The organism is Catelliglobosispora koreensis DSM 44566, from assembly GCF_000379685.1.
Classification (GTDB): domain Bacteria; phylum Actinomycetota; class Actinomycetes; order Mycobacteriales; family Micromonosporaceae; genus Catelliglobosispora; species Catelliglobosispora koreensis.
On the sequence record NZ_KB903261.1, the window covers coordinates 1 to 18,277 of the forward strand.

Genomic DNA, 18,277 nt, shown 5'->3' on the forward strand with positions numbered 1-18,277 from the left:
ACACCCGACGCGGGCACCCCACCACGGCCACCAACCTGCAACGTGACCGCACCAAAACCAGCCACCGGCCCTGCCGGAGCCCCGTTACCCGAACGNGTGTCGAGAATGCGCGCTGGCGACAGCTCCACAAACGACCCTGCGGCCGCGGGCGGCTCCTCCACCTCCGCCTTCAGGCGGATGGTTCCCATGTCAATGCTGTCGCCCTCGCCGATGACGCGGCCAAAGGCAGCGACCAATTTGCCGCCCTGAACACCAAGGCCAACGCCGCCGAAGCTGTCGTAGCCGTCGACCTGATCCAGGATGAGCGAGCCATCGGTGCCAAAGGCCGGGTCTAGGTCTCCCTCCAGCGTGAACCTGTTGATGTTCATGGGATAGTCGCCGCAATCCATGAAATCACCGGTCAGGTAGATCTCCGAACCGGTGACCAGAACGGCCTCGGGGTTGATGCCGCAGTGGTGACCATCGCCAATCGCGTAACCGCCATCGCCAAAGGTGGTGTCGATATCGCCGGACGGCAGCACCTTCGTCAAAGCCATCGACGTGTCCGGATCGAGGGGAACGGACTTTGTCGCCCCGACGTAATAGGCTCCGTTGGCGACAGTGATCGAGCGGGCACCAAAGCCTTCTGGGAAAACAACTTTGCCGTCGCCCGAAAATCCATTGTCGACAGCGCCGGCGGCCGTGAAACGGCGCACGCCTGTCGTGTCACCAAAGTCTGATTCATAACCGGCCACCAGCACGGTGTTGCCGGCCGCCGCGACTTCATAGACGAAATCGTCAGGCAGGGTAAGCAAACCGGGTGTCGCCGCGCCCGGAGCCCAGGTCGTGTCCAGGGCACCCGCCGGCGTGATGCCAGCGACGTAGGACGTCGCCGGGAGGATGTGCTCGTTGGTGAACACGACCATCAAGCTGCCGTCTTGACGTTGGGTTATCTGCACCGAGTGAATCGCGGTCGCACCAGCTAGCAGTGTGATCTCACCGTCGCCTCCGCCGAAACCACTGTCGAGGACCCCAGCGGTGGTGAAGCGCGAGATTCTCAGCCCGCCGCTTCCGCCTGGGATATCCGCGACGATCAGCCGCCCATCGGCATCGGCGAACACCTGCTGCGGAATCGCGGGCAACATCAGCGCGCCGCCAGCGAAGGTGTTGTCAAGTGCGCCTGCCGTGGTGAGCCGCCGGACACGGATCTGGTCGTAGTTCTCGTTAACGGTGACGATCAACGCGCGGCCAGCAGAATCCATGGTTCCCATCGGGATCCAATGGCCCTCGCCGGAAAACACCTGGGATCCACCCACGCCATAGGTGGTGTCGATCCAGTCCGCGACGGGGGCTGCCGAAGCGGGAACGGGGCCAGCGATGACGAACAAACTGGTGACTAAAACAGACAAGGACATAGTGAAGCGAGCGATCACGGATCAGCTCCTCAGTGAGAGACGGCCAAACGCCAATCAACGTCACTGAATGTAGTAAGTCAGATGCGGAACGCCGCTACGGACGAACGGTCACAGAGTCCGCCCGGCGGTCCTAACTCGACAGTGGAGCCAGACGTGAATCACGCGTCGTAATCGACCGTGAGCTGCTCGCTGGTCGGCATCGACTGGCACGTAAGCACATAGCCCGCAGCCAATTCGTCTGGTTCCAGTGCCCAGTTGGCGGCCATCTCAACCGTTCCGGTGACCACTTTGGCGCGGCATGTCGAGCAAACGCCGCCCTTGCAGGCGTAAGGCAGCTCGCTGCGGTGCTTCAGCGCGGCGTCGAGCACACGTTCGCCGCGTTCCATCGCGAAGTCGGTCGTCCGTCCGTCCAGGATGATCGTGACGTTGACTGGCGGGCCGTCGACGGACGCCATCGTGGCGAGCGGGAGTTCTTCAGCGTGGAACAGCTCGACGTGAATCTTGCCGGGCTGTCCGGACAGAGCCTCACGGGCCGCCTTGACCACGCCCAACGGTCCGCATAGGAACCATTCGTCGATGGTGTCGAGGTTAAGCGCCTTGACGAGCTCACCGATGCGCGCAGCGTCTAGCCGCCCGGAGAGCAGATCGCTCTGCTGCATTTCCCGGGACAGCACGTGCATCAGTTGCAGGCGCGCTGGGTACCGGTCTTTCAGCTCAGCAAGCTCATCAGCGAACATGACTTCGGCCGCTGCCCTGTTGCCACACACGATGGTGAACGTGCTCGCCGGCTCAACAGCCAGCCCAGCCGACGCCAGCGATAGCACCGGTGTGATGCCCGAGCCCGCGACGATCGCGCCGTAGTTGCGACTGCGAGCGGGATCGAAAGCGGTCGTGAAATGCCCCAGTGGCGCAAGCACTTCCAGCTCGATTCCGGGGCTCAGCTCTTGCGCGCGGGTGGAGAAGGCACCACCAGGGACACGCTTGACGCCCACAGTCAGCCGACCGCGCTCGGTCAGGTCGGCCGGCGTGGAGCAGATGGAATAGGACCGGCGCAGATCACCGTCGAGGAAGGTGAGGTGCTGCCCCGGCTTGAAGGCGAAGGCACCGCGCAACGACGGCGGGACGTCGAGGCTGATCGCCACCGACACGGAGGTAAGAGGCTCCACTTTGGACACCGTCAGCTTGTGCGACCTCATAGTGTCTTCACCGCGTTGAAGGGTTCGGCGCAGCTATGGCACTTCCAAAGTGACTGGCAGGCGGTTGACGCGTACCGGGAAATCTGCAAAACCTTGCTGGAAGCGCAGTGCGGGCAGGCCGGCGAGCCTGCCACCGGCGGCGCGATTCCGCTCTTGGCCAAAGCGGCGCGCCCGGCTGAGGTAATCATGTCCGTGGACCAGGCAGGGCTCAACGACGTCACGACTTCGACCGAGCCGAACCCGTTGCGGGTCAAGGCGGTCTCGATGTCGAAGCGGATGGCATCCATGGCGGGGCAGCCCGAATACGTTGGCGTGATGACGACCCGCACGTGACCGTCCTTTTCGGACACCGACCGCAGCACACCTAGGTCGGCGATCGTGATGACGGGCAGTTCCGGATCCTTAACCGCCGCGACGACTTCATAGGCAACGCTCACCACATCACCCCCGGATGCGCACGATGCAGGGACTGCATCTCGGCCAGCAGGTAGCTCAAATGTTCCGTGTGCTGCCCGTTGCGTCCACCCGACGGCGCCCACGTGGTTGAGGGGACGGCCAGGGTCGCCTTGGCCAGCACCGGTTCCACGACGGAAAGCCACTCCTCGCGGATGCCTTCGGTCAGTTCGTGACTGTAGGGCCACAGTTCATCGAGCGCGGCCTGCGCCCGCAGGTGTGACTCCTCGGTCCCGTCCCCTAACCGGACCGTCCACTCGAGCGCGTGGTCAAGGTGGTAGGACGACTCTTTGACCGCCTTGGCCGCGATCTCGTCACCGGCGGCGGCCAGTTGGGTGTAGCGAATCTTCTGTGCCGCTGACAGGAAGAGCAGCCAAACGATGGTCCAGCCGAAGTCGAGATCGCCACGCGATGGCCCCAAGGGAAGCTCAACCAGCTGGCAGTTGCGGAATTCGGCGTCAGAACGCCCATAAGCCAGCGCGTCTTCGTCGCCGAGCGACTGAAGGTAAAGCCGTGCCACGCCAAGCTGATCGAGCGCGATGTTGGCCAGCGCGACGTCTTCTTCCAGCGTCGGCGCACGTGACACCCACTCGCTGAGGCGTTGCGCCGCAACGAGTGCGTCATCGGCAAGCTCAAGAGGAGTCACAGGTGCTGCACTCCCTCGGGCAGTTCGTAGAACGTCGGGTGCCGGTAAATCTTGTCCGCGGCGGGGTCGAAGAACGCGTCCTTCTCGTCCGGGCTCGAAGCCGTGATCGCTCCGGCGGGCACCACCCAAATAGAGATGCCCTCTTGACGGCGGGTGTAGAGGTCACGCGCGTGGCGTAGCGCCATTCGCGCGTCTGGCGCGTGCAGGCTGCCCACATGCGTGTGCGACAGACCCCGGCGCGGCCGGACAAAGACTTCCCACAACGGCTCTGTCGTCATTGGACGGACACCTTCTTCGCATAAGCCTGTGCCGCTTCGCGCACCCAGGCACCTTCCTCGTGCGCGCGGCGGCGATGCGTCATGCGCTGACGGTTGCAGGGCCCGTCGCCCTTCACCACGCGCATGAGTTCGTCAAAGTCGGGCTGGGTGAAGTCGTAGTGACCGCGCTCTTCATTCCAGCGCAGTTCGGGGTCGGGCAAGGTGAGGCCGAGGATCTCCGCTTGCGGCACGCACATGTCCACGAACCGTTGCCGCAATTCATCATTGGTGAACCGTTTGATCTTCCACTCCATCGATTGCGCCGAGTGCGTCGATTCGGCATCGGGTGGGCCAAACATCGCCAATGACGGGTACCACCAACGGTTTACCGCGTCCTGAGCCATCGCGCGCTGCGCTTCGGAGCCTTGGGCCAGCACGTAAAGCGACTGGTAGCCCTGGCGCTGATGGAAGGACTCCTCCTTGCAAACACGGATCATCGCGCGTGCGTAGGGGCCATAAGAACAGCGGCACAAGGGCACCTGGTTAACGATTGCGGCCCCATCGACCAGCCAGCCGATAGCACCCATGTCAGCCCAGGTAAGGGTGGGATAATTGAAGATCGAGCTGTACTTCTGACGCCCAGATAGGAGCGCGTCCGTTAGCTCTTCTCGGGTGATACCAAGGGTTTCAGCCGCTGCATACAGGTAAAGACCATGTCCCGCCTCATCCTGCACCTTAGCCAGCAGGATCGCCTTCCGGCGCAGAGAGGGTGCCCGGGTGATCCAGTTTCCCTCTGGCTGCATCCCGATGATTTCGGAATGGGCGTGCTGGGCGATCTGCCTGATCAGCCCCTTGCGGTAGGCGTCGGGCATGACGTCTCGCGGCTCGATTTTCTGGTCGGCCGCAATGATCGCGTCAAACGACGCCTCGCCGGAAAGATCCCGCGCGGCGGCACTTCGCAGCGCCGCTTCAGCTTCCTCGACTTCGCCAAGCAAGCCGTCAGCTCCATGCACCTCCATGCGCTCAGTGTTACAGAATTTCCCCACTTGGTCCAATCTCTGTCACAAGTGCCGTCTGCCCGAGACAAGGGTCACCCTCATGCGTTCTCAGCAGGCGATTCACAGGAAATCTTCGTATCGTCGAAAACCCCTCGACGAACGGAGCGACCCCTCGTGTCCCGTCGGACGCTGGTCACGATCGCCGTATGCGCAGCTCTTGCCATCGGCACGGGTTTCCTCGTGCCCAAGGCGCTCGCGTCCCGATACGATCCAGCGGTGTGGCACGAACCACAATCTGTGGCTGAACAACCGGCCGAGGAAACGCCCGCCGGGACGGGTGGCCAAGCGCCGCCGCTCACTTTGGTATCGGTCAGCTTCACTGGCGAGTTCCTGGGCTGGGCCATGCGTGATAAGCAGACCGGCGTCACCATCGGCGAAAACCTTGAGCAGACGAGCAGCACCGAGTCGATGATCAAGACGTGGCTCGTCGCCGACTTTCTGCGCACCGAGGACAAGCCGACCAGCTACGAACTCGACCAGGCCGAAGAGGCGATCCGGTGGTCAGACGATGATGCGGCACAGGTGCTCTACGAGAAGAACGGTGGCGACGCCTCGATCGAGCGCATGATCGAGATGTGCGAGCTGACCGACACGAAGGTCTACCCGGATTGGTGGAGCCGCACGCAGATGTCGCCGCGTGACGCGGTCCGTCTCGGGGAGTGCATCGCTAACGGCACGGCCGCCGGTCCGCAGTGGACAGACTGGCTCGTCAACGAGATGCGCAACGTCGCTGGCACCACAGCGGCCGCCGATCAGGAAGAAAGACGCGGTGGTGGCCGCTGGGGCATCATCGACGGCGTCCCGGCAGCGTCTGCCGACCAGGTCGCCATCAAGAACGGCTGGACCTCGATCGGCTCCGACGGCAACTGGCATCTGAACTGCCTGGCCTTCACCGATGGGTGGACGATGGCCGTGATGATGCGGTACCCAGATGAGCTGGGCCTGGACTACGGCGCCCAGATCTGTGAGTCGATCGCCAGTCAGCTCCTCACGTAATTTAGCCTCGTGTGGATTTCGTGGGCCCTGCTTGACCTGCGTAATGGTGCCGTGAGCGGATCGGCGAACCAGGCGGAAACGACGATGACGGCCTCGATGGTCAAAGCCTGGATCGCCGCTGACTACCTCACCCGTTTTGGTATGTCGGCTCTGCTTAGTCCCGTCATTCGCGACAGCGCCAACGAACCGGCCTGGCAGCTCTACAACGAGCTAGGCCGCGAAGAGTCCATCCAGCGGATGATCGACGTCTGTGGGCTGACCGACTCCAGCCCGGGCGAGGACCTGAGCATGACGCTGATGTCGGCTCGTGACACGGTCCGGCTGGGCCGGGCGATCAGCGATGGAACGGCCGCGGGGAACTGGACGCCCTGGTTACTTGAGGAGATGCGGCAAGTCCGCGGCAGGGGCGATTTCGGGATCCGGCATGCCTTTGCACCTGCGGTCCGGCAGACCATCGCGATCAAGAACGGCTGGGACAAACGCGTCGCTCTCGGACTGTGGAACGTCAACTGCCTAGCGATCTCCAAGAGCTGGGTTATGGCTGCTCTGACCCGTTATCCACAGGAGTGGGCGCTGTCACAAGGTGCTCAGACGTGTGAAGATCTCGCTGCGGGGATAACCTTCCCGCGTGACACCCCCGATGAACCGACGCCGCGTGCTGCTCCTTAGCGGTGCCGCCGGTCTGGCGGCCATCGCTTGTGGAGTGCCCGTCATCAATGCGGCGAATTCAAATGCCAAGCCCCAGTGGGTACCACCGCAGCCGCGCCCCGCGCCCGAAGGAAGCACTGAGCCCGAGCCAGCGGTGTCCACGTTGTCGGAAACGCTCGACATCTCCAAGCTCGACCCCGCCAAAATCGTCTCGATCACCGCGTCCGGGTGGCACAGCTGGGCCCTGCTCGACCGCGGCACGGGCGCGATCCTGGGCTCGGCCAACGCCGCCGAGACCAACCGCGCCTGCTCGATGATCAAATCATGGGTGGCCGCGGACTACTTGCGGCAGAAGCCTTCCCCGTCGGCGACCGCCCTTGCCGACATCGAAATCATGATTCGGGACAGCGACAGCGTTTCAGCTGACCGGCTCATGGACCAAATTGGACGGTCCGCGTCGTTCAAACGCTTGCAGGATCTATGTAAGACAACCGAATTCACGCCTATCGCGTCGTGGAGCCGGGCGGAGATCTCCGCCCGCGACATGGTTCGCGCGGGTGAAGCGATCGGCCGGGGCGCTATCGCCAACGATCGCTGGACCGATCACTTGCTCACGCTCATGCGGACTGTTCGCCGTGGGACGTGGGGCATCCGGGACGCCTTCCCGGCCGATGCCCGTCCCGCGATCGCGGTCAAGAACGGCTGGGACATCACGGCCGAGGACGGCACCCGGCACATCAACTGCCTCGCCATCCACGATCGCTGGGTCATGGTGGCGCTGACGCGCTATCCGGCCTCGCTTAAGGCCGGTGACGCGCACGGTCAGGGAATCTGTAAGTCGGTCGCGGAGCAGCTGCTAAACAGCGGCGAACTCCGGCCCCTCTTCGCTTAGCTGAGGAGCCTCGCCAAGGGCGGCGGCCCGCCGGGCAAACTCCCGCAGGCCGTCGACCTGGCGCTGGCCCAGCGAAAAGTCGAGCACCCGGAAATATGACGCCAATGTCTTGGCGTCAAACGGTTCCCACCGGGCAGCCGAGGCGGCCACTTCATCGAGCTCAGCCAGGCACAGGTCCCGTGAGCGCAAGAAGGCTTCGTGCACCTCTTTGACGAGCCCTGGATTCTCGGCGGCGAACTGACGGCGGACCGCCCACACGGCGAAGACCATCGGCAGGCCGGTCCACTCGCGCCAAGCCTGGCCCAGGTCGGTGACGTTGAGCCCGCGCTTGGGCGCATCGAACAGCGCCCGCAGAGCCACGTCACCGATGAGGACCGCGGCGTCTGCTTCGAGCAGCATGTTGGTCAGGTCGGGCGGGCACCGGAAGAAGTCGGGCCGCACGCCGTAGCGCTCCTGCAACACCAGCTGAGCGAGGAGCACACCGGTGCGCGACGTGCTGCCGAGGGCGACGCGCGCACCGTCAAGTTCGGCGAGGGGCCGCGTGGACACGATGTTGACCGACAGCACCGGCCCGTCCGAGCCAACGGCCAGGTCGGGCAGGAGCAGCAGGTCGTCGGCGTGACGCAGATATTCCACGAGCGAGATCGGGCCGATGTCCAGGTCACCCGCCACAAGAGCGGCGTTGAGCCGGTCAGGGGAGTCCTTGCAAAGCTCCACGTCGATGAGAGCGCCGGAGCGCATCAATCCCCAGTAGAGCGGCAGGCAGTTAAGGAACTGGATATGTCCGACTCGGGGGCGCTGAACCAAGCTCACGATGCCTCAGCGTAACGCACGTTCTCATCCTTCGAGACGGCAGTCGCTTCGGAGTGACGTAGCACCAGCGGAGCGACCACGATCGCTACGAGCACGCCCACCACGCCACAGCTAAGGACGATCCACCGCGGCTGCGATAGCTCCAGCAGCAGACCGCCGGACATGTAGCCCAGCAGCGCTCCCGCTTGGACCCGCATCGCCAGTGCCGTGTTCGCCCGGCCTCGCGCCTCGGCCGGCACCCGCCGCCCCAGCAGCGTGCCTGCCAGAACGTTGAGCCCAGCGTTCTGGATGCCACCGATCAAGTAGAACGGGACGATCCACAGCGCGTGCTGTGCCGCACCAACCGCGACCAATGCGGCCGACGCGATGCCCAAAGCCGTGAACAACCACTTCGCCAGGGTGCCGTCCGTGGTGGCGGGCTTGATGAAGCGAGTGAACACCCAGGCGCCGACCAGAACGCCAAGGGTCCACATGGAGTCGACGATGCCGTACACCTGCTCAGTGCTGCCCAGGGTGCGGATGATGAAGAACACCAGCACGACGTTCACGGCCGCGATCGCCGCGATGCAAGCGGTCAGCCCCCACGTGGCACTCCACAGCAGACGGTCGCCGCCCAGCGTCCATTCCACCTTGCCAGCGTCCGCAGTGGACTGTTCGGCGGTGACGGCCTGGCCGCCGCGCCGCGTCTTCAGGAGGAATGCCGCCACGATGGTGCCGAGGAAGCCGAGTGCCGCGAGCTGGAGGGTGGGGCGCACGTCAAGGCCGTACACCAGGAACCCGGCTAGCGCGGGCCCGATCATCATGCCGGCCGAACCGGCCGTCTGCCCGATGGCGATCGCCTTGGGCAAGTCGTCCCGAGTGACCATGCTCGGCAGCAACGCTGAACGCACCGGCCCGGCGACACCTGTCGCGACGGATAGGGCGACCGCCCCCGCGACGATCGCGAAGTATTCGTCCACTTGCGACAGCGCCAGCGTGGCCAGCACCTGGCCGGCGCCCGCGATCGCCAGCAGCACGCGGCTGTCCACCCGGTCGACGAGCCGGCCGATGACCTTGCCGAGCACCACCATGGGCAGCGCCTCGGCAATGATCAAGATCGCCACCTCGATCCCGCGCGCTCCCTGTCGCTGCAGCGAGAGCACGAGCGTGACCATCACGAGGAAGGCCGCCACCGACCCGAAGAAGTGGGCGAAGGCGGCGATGTAGACGTCGGACCATCGGGAACGCGCAAGTTCAGATGTGAAGGACATACTTCGAAGTATGTGCTTCACATCCTCAAGATCGCAAGGGCTAGTCCTCCGGGAAGGCCCTGAAGTGCACAGATATCGTTCGGGCCGTCGGCGGAGCGCTTGATCTTTGGGTACGTTTCAGCGGCTCTATGAGGGCATCGAAGGCCTTGAGGAAGGTCTGAAACTCCTCCGGCGTGAGCAGCAGGGTGTGTTCGCTGATCCGGCTGAGCTCGAACCACTCCTCCGGTTCGTCGCGGACTTTCGCCAGGTGACGTCGCACCCTGTCGTTGGACCGGGCGAGGAAAGCCTCGACGAATTGGGCTTCGGCCGCGATCACCTCTGGCGCGTCGTCACGACCGCCGCCACCGACCGAGAATTGCTTGTACCGCGCTTGCCAGACGCGCTCGCGGCCATCGCCCCTGCCCGGCGCCTCCTCGATCATCCCGACCTTGGCCAGCGCTCTCAGGTGATAGCTCATGGCACTCGGGGACAGGCCCACGATCTCGGCGACCTGAGTGGCGGTCGCGCCGTCTTCCGCGTGCGACAAGTGATCAAGCACGGCCAGCCGGGCCGGGTGCGCCAGTGCACGCATCACAGCCGGGTCATTGATCGTCGTCGTCGGCTCAGCGGCTGGGGCGGCGGTCTGCGGTTCGGGTTCGGTCACGTCATAAGAAAACCAGATGCATCTTGCACAGCGACAGCTAACATAGACGGCCGCACCGCAACGGGAGTCGAGGTCGGTTTACATGACAGACGAGCTTGAGCTCGAACGTGCTCACTTAACTACTTCGAGAACGGCGCTAAAGGCCATGCGCGAGCGGGCCGAGGAGCTATTCACCACTGGTCACAAGATCGCCGGTGACGCCTACTCCGCCGAAACGCTGGGCAAGCACATGGCACAGCGCATCAAGGATCTAGCCGATAACCCCGATACGCCACTGTTCTTCGGCAAGCTCACGTTTGGCGTGGAGGCCTTCCACATTGGACGGCGCCATGTCACGGACTCGGCCGGCGAACCACTCGTCCTGGACTGGCGGGCCGCGCTGTCCCGCAAGTTCTACCAAGCGAGCGTCAAGGACCCACAGGAAGTGCACACCCGCCGCCGGTTTGGCTTTTCCCGGGGCGAGCTAACAAGTTTCGAAGACGAGCACCTCGACCGCGGCGAGGAACTCGGCACCAGCAGCGCCATCCTGACCGCCGAAATCGAGCGGCCCCGCGTCGGCCCCATGCGCGACATCGTCGCCACCATCCAGCCCGAGCAGGACGAGCTCGTCCGCGCCGAACTAGACGAGACCATCTGCATCCAAGGCGCACCCGGCACGGGAAAGACCGATACCGGATTGTGACCCCCTGTCCACGAGGTCAGATCTGGTAGCCATACCGTCGTGACTTATAGCGATGATCGCCGAAGTCTGAGCGGTGATGGCGTCCAAAGTAGGCGCCTAATACCACGTCGCGGTTCCCCACCGGAGATTTTCAAAAGCGGTTCTGACGTCGCTGTCGGCTGCAGGTGCGAATTGTGCGTCAAAAGCTATGATTCGCTGAGTTGCCCACCTGACAGCGGCAACCATCTTCTCCCGAAACCGGAAGTCTACTTTAGTCGGAGTGAGTGATCCGTGCGCAACAGCGCTTCGGACTTGATACATTTCACGAAACTCGGAGGATCGCATTGCTCGATTGTTAGGCTTCGGTTCCAAGAGCCCATAACGCTCTGCAAGGGCACTTGTCGGCAAACCGCTCTTATCGCCAACCAAGGCATCCAGCGCAATTCCTAGACTAAGTACAGCGTCAATGTCCTGCTCAGACCAATGCGCTTGAGAGTACCAGCGCGCAGCTATGCGCAAACGACGTGAGAGCGGCGCATTCTGAGAGAGGATGTCCTCGATTTGCTTCCTCGCTTCAGTGCTAGCAAGCACTTCCGCCAGATTTAGGGGCTGAGCCTGATGCCAGCTATGGCTTGCGTGCAAATTGATTGCTGAGCAAATGAGAGTGTTTGAAGCAAGTTCTCCAACATGGTTAGTTCGGGCGATCGCGTGTTCAATCGCAGTGCGGTCCAACATAACGCCACGACGCGCAGGCCGGTCGAAAGCAGGCCTACTCGTTCTTATAGTGCCAGTATCGTCAGAATGCAGGAGCAGAGCCAGGTTTACGATCTCATTAAATCGCTCATTTGCATGAGACACGGAACGACCCTGCTGGAACCTAGACTTGGTTGCAAAGACGACAGGCTTTGGAATGCTAACGTCCATAGGAAAATGGTTGCCGCATTGACGGAAGCCCTGATCGCCGTCCTCATCTTCGGCGTGCAGGTGATGCTCTTCTTGTGCCCCGGTCTCGCATGCCGACTTTTCAATATCAGCTAGCCAGCGATCTAACTCTTCATGGTCCAGAAAGGTCTCTCCACTGGGAACGAGGTCTTTCACCAAAGCAAGCCATTCCTGCCCGACTGTGCCGAGAACTGCTTCCCCGATTCGCAGCGGATCTCCTCGCCATGTCGCATTTGCAATAGCGAAGGCAACGACCGTAATTCCTGGCAGCACAAGTCGTGTAACCCTATTTGTGATGATGGAGCGCATCGCTACGTCATCCAAACTAAGCGGAAGTGTAGATACCGCGCTTACAACTAGCTGCCACAGGTCATCGTCAGCCCAGGCGTTATGTACCCGGCGGTCTGCCAAGAGTGCTTTCACGGCCGCTTCTAGGGCGTCAACTCCTTCCCTTGAGAAGACAATTGGGCCTTCCGGGGAGCTTGCGGCTGCGTTAGGAGACCGCCGGTATTCCTCTTTGCACCATGCGTAAACCCAAGGCTTGGCTCCGCGCTCAACCTGCCGCGTGAGTGCGGCTCCGCGTAGGAGGTCGCTCACGTGATTCACCAGCTGGTCTGATGTGGCCACACCGCGACTCTAAACCGGTTCTGGCGTGGCCGTCACCACGGTTTTCGCCTGACCGCCTGCGAGCACACAATCTTGCTCCAGAACTCATTCGGCATGCTTGTAACCTCAGCGACAGTCCAGAAACGACAGTTGGGCCTCAGCGACGGCATCGGGGCAAGTTTCAGCTGCCACACTAAATCCGACGTGTCCTTACGTGTCAGTCAACTGCTCCCAGACTAGGATGCCGGGGTGTCCGTTGACGTCGGGGTAGCTGATCTAATCCGCAGCTACGTTCGCCTGCGCGACGCAGCCGACAGTACTGCTGGTGACACCGCGTTCTTACTGCTCTTCTACGGCGTGGAGTGCGGTCTGAAGGCAGCCTGTTTAGGCAAGAAGGGTAGAGGTGCACGGAGTACCCGAGACCTTCCCCCAGATTTGCGAAACCATGATCTACGTCGGTTGGCTAAGGAACTTAGGCTCGACAGCAGCCAGACACAGCAATTGCTGGCGTGCCGACGCGCGCACACGGAGCGCGAACGTGTCGAACACGATGACCTACATCAGGCATGGCGCTACGGGGCAGCTCTGAACTCTCAGGACGAGGAGCGTGCAGTGGGAGCACTCAAAGTTCTCAGCGACTGGTGTCGGAGGGAGCACAACCGGTGACTACAGAAGATGCCCTGGCGATTCCCGATCACCTCTACACATGGGTAGATATCGACGAGTACTTCGCTGCGCTAGCCGCACGTGGGCAATGGGAAACATGGCTGCTTGAGGTCGACGCATACTGGGACTCGGTTGAGTTCACAGTCGCTGATGGGACGCCGGAGGACACCGTCTGGGAGTGGCTTACATCTCGGCTTGGACCCCTCACGGTCGATGCCTCGGGGCAAGCGATTCTCCTTGAGTCAGTGAACGGTGCAGGTCAACCATTGCCTGTGCGCCTACGGGAATCAAGTGAGGTGCCGCCACCGAACCGGCGACCTCAATGGAACGAGCGCCGCATCGTTCCGCAATTGGTCGACTCACTGGAACCTCCGGCTATCGATCGGTTTTCATTTGACGTACAGATTTGCGCCTTCCACTCGTTCAAAGGCGGCACGGGTCGCACCTTGCATTGCCTTGCGTTAGCGCGGGAACTGGCCAACCTGAGACAGAACCAGCCGATGGATCGAGGCCGTGTTCTTCTAATAGATGCAGACTTCGAGGCGCCTGGCATCACCTGGATGGTTTCGTCACAAGGGAATCGGCTGGATTTTTCGCTAAAAGACTTGCTCGCCTTGTTGCACGGCTCGCCGACAGGCGACATTAGTGGCGCCGTTGCTCTAGCGCGGAAATTCCTGGCCAACCAGGAGCTAGGTGGCATCGTCGTACTGCCCGCGATGAGAGATCCGATGCGGCTAAGTCCACTCCGGATCGAGCCGGGAGATCTTCTCACCCACCAACGTTCTCCGTATTTCCTAACCGAGGCCCTAGCGGAAGTAGCCAATGCTGTTGGCGCCGATACGGTTTTGATCGATCTACGTGCTGGAACTAGTGAGCTGAGTGCTCCAGTGCTTCTAGACCCACGAGTTCACAGGGTCTTCGTAACCACCGTGAGCGATCAATCTGTGAGGGGCACCGGCCACCTGATCCGCGAGATCGGCCACCGGGCGCCATCACGCCTCTCCACTGACCCCGCATGCTCGGTCCTGATTACCCAGTTCCAAGAAAAGGAACATAGCTCACACCTGTCAGCGGTGACGGGCGAGTTGGCGGACGCTCTTGCGAGCACGGTTCGCGTCTTGCCTGCTTTGGACGGTGTGGCGGGCGGGACAGCCAGCGACAGCAGCGCAGTCGACCGAGACGTTGCGACCCAACCGATGAGTAGTCCATTTGATTCACGGTTATTGGCCTTGCCCGCAACATGGGACGAGATGTGCGACCTGATCGGCAGGGTCGAGTTGCCCTCCGTCGTATCGCGCCTGGCTCATACGCTCCGTCCACCTACAGCGCCTAAGGGCATCTCGACAGAAACGCCCTTTGGTGATGATCTTGCAGCCGCCCGGCAAGCTCTCCGCGAGTTGGCTGAACGCCTCGTTTACGCGGAAAGTGCCACGGGAGACGACGACTTTCTACCCACAGAGGCCCTAACAAATTTGGTGTCAAAGCACCGCACCGAAGCGCCAGTCGAGGTCGTGGTTGGCGCCAAGGGGTCGGGCAAGACCTTCACCTATCTTCGGATGTGTCGACAGGGAAACTGGGCGCAGTTCGCCGAAGCCGCTGGTGTCAGTGGGGTCGAACTTGCTGCACCCATATTGCCGGTCATGGCATCGCAACATCTTGTTGATAGCCTCAGGGAACAGATCGTCGATGTTCAGCATCAGTCGGCCAACCTGCTCACTAACTCCACACCGGCGACGTTCCTGGAGCTTCGTGATCTTATTGTCGAGTCACTCGACCAAGATCTGAATGACGTCGCGTGGCGAAGAGTTTGGCTTACTTGTCTTGCCCGCGCAGCTGGGCTAAATACGACTCCCGCGACAGTCGAACAGGATCTTACTGCCCTGGCGCGCGACCACCGCGTCGTCTTCGTCCTGGACGGCCTTGAGGATCTATTCCAAAGGTTTAGTACTGACGCGAGTCAGCAGCGGGCGCTCCGCGCTCTCCTTACTGGATGCCCGGAGTGGCTCCGCTCTCTCCGTGGCCGCCCGCTCGGCCTCGTCGTATTTGTCCGCCGAGACCTGGTGCTGAACTCAATTCAGCAGAACACGGACCAGTTCTTCGCCCGTCACCAGGCATATGAATTGCGCTGGAACCGGACCGAAGCCCTCCGATTGGCCACCTGGGTATGTGATCGTGCCAGTGTAATTCGGATTGGCGATGGCGAGGACACCAGAACCGCCAGCGCACAAGCCCTGTCGATGATCCTTACGCAGGTATGGGGCCAGAAGCTGGGTTCTGATTCGTCTCGTGAGGCACGCTCAGAGGACTGGTTCTTCGCGGCGTTGTCGGACTTTAATCTGCAGATCCAAGCTCGTGACATTGTCTCGTTCCTGTTCGAAGCTACCGGCAATGCACTTGAGGATGAGAGGATCGCGGCTCGTTGGAATGACCGTCTGCTGCCACCGACAGCAATGCGGCGAGCGCTCCCTGCATGCAGCAGAGAGAAGATACGAGCCATCTCCCAGGAGAATCCACCGGTGGGAGAACTCTTCCGTCGCCTACGGGAGGTTCCGGAGGACGTCAGAAAGGTGCCGTTCGTATTGGAGACCGTAGGTCTAAGTGCGACCGATGCCCGCCTTCTAGAAGCCAACGGAGTTCTCTTCCGCGAAGAGGACCAGTATTGGATTCCGGAAATCTACCGTCACGGGCTTGAGTTTGGAGTCACGGGAACGGGACGGCCGCGGGTTCTCGCAGTAGCCAAGCTGATTCGACGGCGGAATGACTCGGCCTAATTGGAACGGGTCGCAGCCAGGGCATCACGCCCTGCCAACTCCATGCGAAAGCATAGTCTGGGCTTGAGTCGACGTGGGGCAGTTCTCCAGTCGTTCATCCCGTTGCTTGGCAGTCACTGACGATTGTGGAGCGACCTAACGCCTTTGAACACGACACGTCGGCGTTTCAGTTCAGAATAGGGCGGACCGGTTTGGAGACCGGTCACGCCCTGGTTCGCACTATCTGATCAACTTCAAAGTCGGTCGGGTGTCTTCCATCCCCAACAGCGTTCGTAACCGGGGCAGCGGCCACGCAAGTTCGTTCGCCAGCTCAAGGAGCGAGGTTCCATTCTCGCTTGCGAGCTCGAAGGCGCGACTAAGCAGGACCGGGCGTTCACCTGGAAAACCGATGATGGGTTCTGGACGGAATGCACCACGGCCGCGCATGATGGCTAGCCGCTGATAGGCGCGTGTAGCGGTTGAATCTGAGAACAGACCAACCTCTCGGCACCGATACAGCAAGCTCTTCACGGACACCCCCCAGATTCGCTGAAGTTCTGACAGCGCAGCAAAATCCACCCTTCCCGGCAAGCTAGGCACAATGCTCGCGTGAGGGGTTAAGAACTCGGCAGCAAAAGCGTCGGCCTCACGTTCCTGACGCGCATCGCCGGGGATAGCGTCGCCATGAAGGACAAGGTGACCGAGTTCATGGGCCGCAGTGAATCGGTGCCAATAAACATCATCTGCCCGATCGCGCGTGATGACGACAATTGGCCGCGGCAGCCGCGATGTAGAGAATGCATCGACCGTGGCTACATCGTCATCAGCCAACGGAACAAGTGCCGTAACAATGCCACGGTTCTCGAGCAAACGAATGAGGTGAGGGATCGGTCCGGCACCGAGGCCCCACCTTGCGCGGAGTGCCCTTGCGGCCTCCTTCGGGTCGTCCGGTATCTCAGTGCCCGTTTCGACTTCCCCAGCAGCAAAGCCAGGAAGGTCGACCGCAGGAAGTCTTATGCGCTTCTCAAGTGCATGAGTAAGTTCCCATAGTTGCTCCACGAACGCGACAGCCTTCGCTCGCTGGTAAGACCGTGTCGCGCGTAGGTGCCGAAAGTGCGCAGCGGCGGCGTCAAGGTTTGCGTGGGGCCGACCAGTTGTGAAGAAAGCTATTGGGACAGCGAGTACAGCTGCGAGCCGTGGCAGCAGGTCCGGACGTGGCTTACTACTCCCCGACTCGTACTGCCCGACGGCTGCAGGCGTAACGCCGATAGCTTCTGCCAGGTCCTTCTTAGTTATACCGGCCAGATACCGAGCCTGCCGTAAACGAGCGGGGTCAAAGAGGCTTGCTATTTCGCCTGGCCCGGACGACGAGGGCCCCCGCTGATCCATCTCGTCGTCGGGCACAAGGCGTAGCTGCTCAAATTTGTTCATCTCTCACGTTGAGCGTTCTTCGCTGCGACCAGAGTCTTGGGCATGATCAGGTATACCAGTCTGCTGCGAAAGCGCCGGCTCATCTAGCGGCGCGTCATCGAAACGGGCGACGGCGGTCGCGTTGGCTTGACCTGGTATAGGTGCAACCTCAGAGAGGTGACCGCTCCACATACGCCCTTCCGGAATGGGCAACATTTCGTAGGAAACCCATTCAAGTTGACCATCGCCTCGAAGTGCAGCTTCCCCCCAATAAGCTGCAAGCAGCCCACCTTCTACGTTGCAAGCAAAGGGCACCAGCACAAGCTTCGTGTCCAGGCCAAGTCGTTCAAGTGTGGCTTGCACGACGGCTGAGGCATGGTCCGCATCATCGAAGTCGGCATATAGCTGTGGCTGGCTCCAACTCGGCTCAGCTCCGATACGTTCTATGAGTCCGCGCGCGACCTTACCGAGTTCACGGACTACTCGTGGATCCTCCAGCCGCACCGCAAGCTGGTCAGCGAATCGGAACGGGAGAAGAATCGTTCCGTTGACCACTGCCAGCTCGTAGAAGGTTCCTGGAACACGGACGAAACTCACTCCGTCAATGTCGCGGAGATACTCCACAACGGACTCGTACTGCTTGACGTACCGAGTGGCCCCGAAGGTGATCTTCTTTTCCGTCTTGGCTGCTTCGTGAGCATCTACCGCATCACTAACCGCAGCTGCGAGCGCCTCCGGCAGGAGGCGCCGCAGTATCGCGGCATGTTCGACTCCGAAACGTTCATCAGCCCATCCGGACTGCCACGGCGCTTTACCCACGCCCCACCCCACCTGAAGGATCTTTATTTTCCTACAGTGGACAAGCATAGGGACTTTAGTTTCTTGCCGTCAAGCGTCACGCGCGCATGTCGCATAGCGCTCACGTCTCAGCCCCACGACGGCCGAACCGCTCCCATCGCGACTATCTCCGCTCCGCGGCCGAAATCACGGGCGGCA

General features: G+C 61.7%; 15 protein-coding genes and 3 pseudogenes. 5 read left to right on the forward strand and 13 right to left on the reverse strand.

The genetic code is table 11. From position 1 onward, the window contains the following. From A3E1_RS0119115 to paaA, 6 genes and pseudogenes are all read right to left on the reverse strand, one after another. A pseudogene (locus A3E1_RS0119115) lies at positions 1-1,394 on the reverse strand (hypothetical protein); the annotation flags it as partial. Between the two features lie 158 nt (positions 1,395-1,552). Further along, positions 1,553-2,590: a 2Fe-2S iron-sulfur cluster-binding protein gene (locus A3E1_RS0119120; protein WP_020522403.1), complete on the reverse strand. Its 1,038-nt coding sequence runs from the start codon at positions 2,588-2,590 to the stop codon at positions 1,553-1,555. Then, positions 2,587-3,027: a 1,2-phenylacetyl-CoA epoxidase subunit PaaD gene (gene paaD, locus A3E1_RS0119125; protein WP_020522404.1), complete on the reverse strand. Its 441-nt coding sequence runs from the start codon at positions 3,025-3,027 to the stop codon at positions 2,587-2,589. Before paaD ends, A3E1_RS0119120 begins: the two co-directional genes overlap by 4 nt. Then, the gene (paaC, locus tag A3E1_RS0119130) at positions 3,024-3,689 is read right to left on the reverse strand and encodes a 1,2-phenylacetyl-CoA epoxidase subunit PaaC (RefSeq protein WP_020522405.1); all 666 of its coding nucleotides are present in this window, start codon (positions 3,687-3,689) and stop codon (positions 3,024-3,026) included. The genes paaD and paaC overlap by 4 nt, the downstream gene beginning before the upstream one ends. After that, entirely contained in the window at positions 3,686-3,967 is a 282-nt protein-coding gene (paaB, locus tag A3E1_RS0119135) for a 1,2-phenylacetyl-CoA epoxidase subunit PaaB (RefSeq protein ID WP_020522406.1), read from the reverse strand. The genes paaC and paaB overlap by 4 nt, the downstream gene beginning before the upstream one ends. Then, a complete protein-coding gene (gene paaA / locus A3E1_RS0119140; protein WP_020522407.1) occupies positions 3,964-4,965 on the reverse strand; it encodes a 1,2-phenylacetyl-CoA epoxidase subunit PaaA in 1,002 nt (333 codons plus the stop codon). Before paaA ends, paaB begins: the two co-directional genes overlap by 4 nt. Positions 4,966-5,118: 153 nt before the next feature. Between paaA and A3E1_RS0119145 the strand changes: the two genes are divergently transcribed. The 3 genes from A3E1_RS0119145 to A3E1_RS41010 are packed head-to-tail and all read left to right on the forward strand — an operon-like array spanning position 5,119 to position 7,540. Continuing rightward, on the forward strand, positions 5,119-6,000 hold the full coding sequence (locus A3E1_RS0119145; protein ID WP_020522408.1) for a serine hydrolase: 882 nt from the start codon (positions 5,119-5,121) through the stop codon (positions 5,998-6,000). 9 nt (positions 6,001-6,009) lie between these two features. Next, entirely contained in the window at positions 6,010-6,669 is a 660-nt protein-coding gene (locus A3E1_RS41005; RefSeq protein WP_020522409.1) for a hypothetical protein, read from the forward strand. Next, on the forward strand, positions 6,629-7,540 hold the full coding sequence (locus A3E1_RS41010) for a serine hydrolase (RefSeq protein ID WP_157631611.1): 912 nt from the start codon (positions 6,629-6,631) through the stop codon (positions 7,538-7,540). Before A3E1_RS41005 ends, A3E1_RS41010 begins: the two co-directional genes overlap by 41 nt. Here the strand turns inward: A3E1_RS41010 and A3E1_RS0119160 are convergent. From A3E1_RS0119160 to A3E1_RS41020, 3 genes are read right to left on the reverse strand one after another with little or no spacing between them, the layout of a single operon-like run. Then, positions 7,505-8,356, reverse strand: coding sequence for a menaquinone biosynthetic enzyme MqnA/MqnD family protein (locus A3E1_RS0119160; RefSeq protein ID WP_026208598.1), 852 nt, complete (start codon positions 8,354-8,356; stop codon positions 7,505-7,507). The genes A3E1_RS41010 and A3E1_RS0119160 overlap by 36 nt on opposite strands. Then, positions 8,350-9,603, reverse strand: a complete 1,254-nt coding sequence (locus A3E1_RS41015; RefSeq protein ID WP_020522412.1) for an MFS transporter — start codon at positions 9,601-9,603, stop codon at positions 8,350-8,352. Before A3E1_RS41015 ends, A3E1_RS0119160 begins: the two co-directional genes overlap by 7 nt. A 40-nt stretch (positions 9,604-9,643) precedes the next feature. After that, positions 9,644-10,246, reverse strand: a complete 603-nt coding sequence (locus A3E1_RS41020; RefSeq protein WP_020522413.1) for a winged helix-turn-helix domain-containing protein — start codon at positions 10,244-10,246, stop codon at positions 9,644-9,646. Between the two features lie 82 nt (positions 10,247-10,328). Here A3E1_RS41020 and A3E1_RS0119175 point away from each other — a divergent pair. Further along, positions 10,329-10,925 (forward strand): annotated as a pseudogene (locus tag A3E1_RS0119175) (AAA family ATPase); the annotation flags it as partial. A 99-nt stretch (positions 10,926-11,024) separates the two neighbouring features. Here A3E1_RS0119175 and A3E1_RS47210 read toward each other — a convergent pair. Next, positions 11,025-12,272, reverse strand: a complete 1,248-nt coding sequence (locus A3E1_RS47210; protein ID WP_157631612.1) for a HEPN domain-containing protein — start codon at positions 12,270-12,272, stop codon at positions 11,025-11,027. Between the two features lie 845 nt (positions 12,273-13,117). Between A3E1_RS47210 and A3E1_RS41030 the strand changes: the two genes are divergently transcribed. Further along, positions 13,118-15,892 carry a ParA family protein gene (locus tag A3E1_RS41030; protein WP_020522416.1) on the forward strand — a complete coding sequence of 925 codons (2,775 nt, stop codon included), beginning with the start codon at positions 13,118-13,120 and terminating at the stop codon, positions 15,890-15,892. 219 nt (positions 15,893-16,111) lie between these two features. Here the strand turns inward: A3E1_RS41030 and A3E1_RS0119195 are convergent, their stop codons facing one another. The 3 genes and pseudogenes from A3E1_RS0119195 to A3E1_RS0119200 all read right to left on the reverse strand — a co-directional run bounded on the left by A3E1_RS0119195 (position 16,112) and on the right by A3E1_RS0119200 (position 18,100). Further along, positions 16,112-16,930: an ImmA/IrrE family metallo-endopeptidase gene (locus A3E1_RS0119195; RefSeq protein WP_245571305.1), complete on the reverse strand. Its 819-nt coding sequence runs from the start codon at positions 16,928-16,930 to the stop codon at positions 16,112-16,114. Between the two features lie 111 nt (positions 16,931-17,041). Next, positions 17,042-17,302, reverse strand: a pseudogene (locus A3E1_RS48490) (helix-turn-helix domain-containing protein); the annotation flags it as partial. A gap of 3 nt (positions 17,303-17,305) precedes the next feature. Then, complete coding sequence (locus tag A3E1_RS0119200) at positions 17,306-18,100, reverse strand: hypothetical protein (protein ID WP_020522418.1); 795 nt, start codon at positions 18,098-18,100, stop codon at positions 17,306-17,308. Positions 18,101-18,277 lie beyond the last annotated feature (177 nt).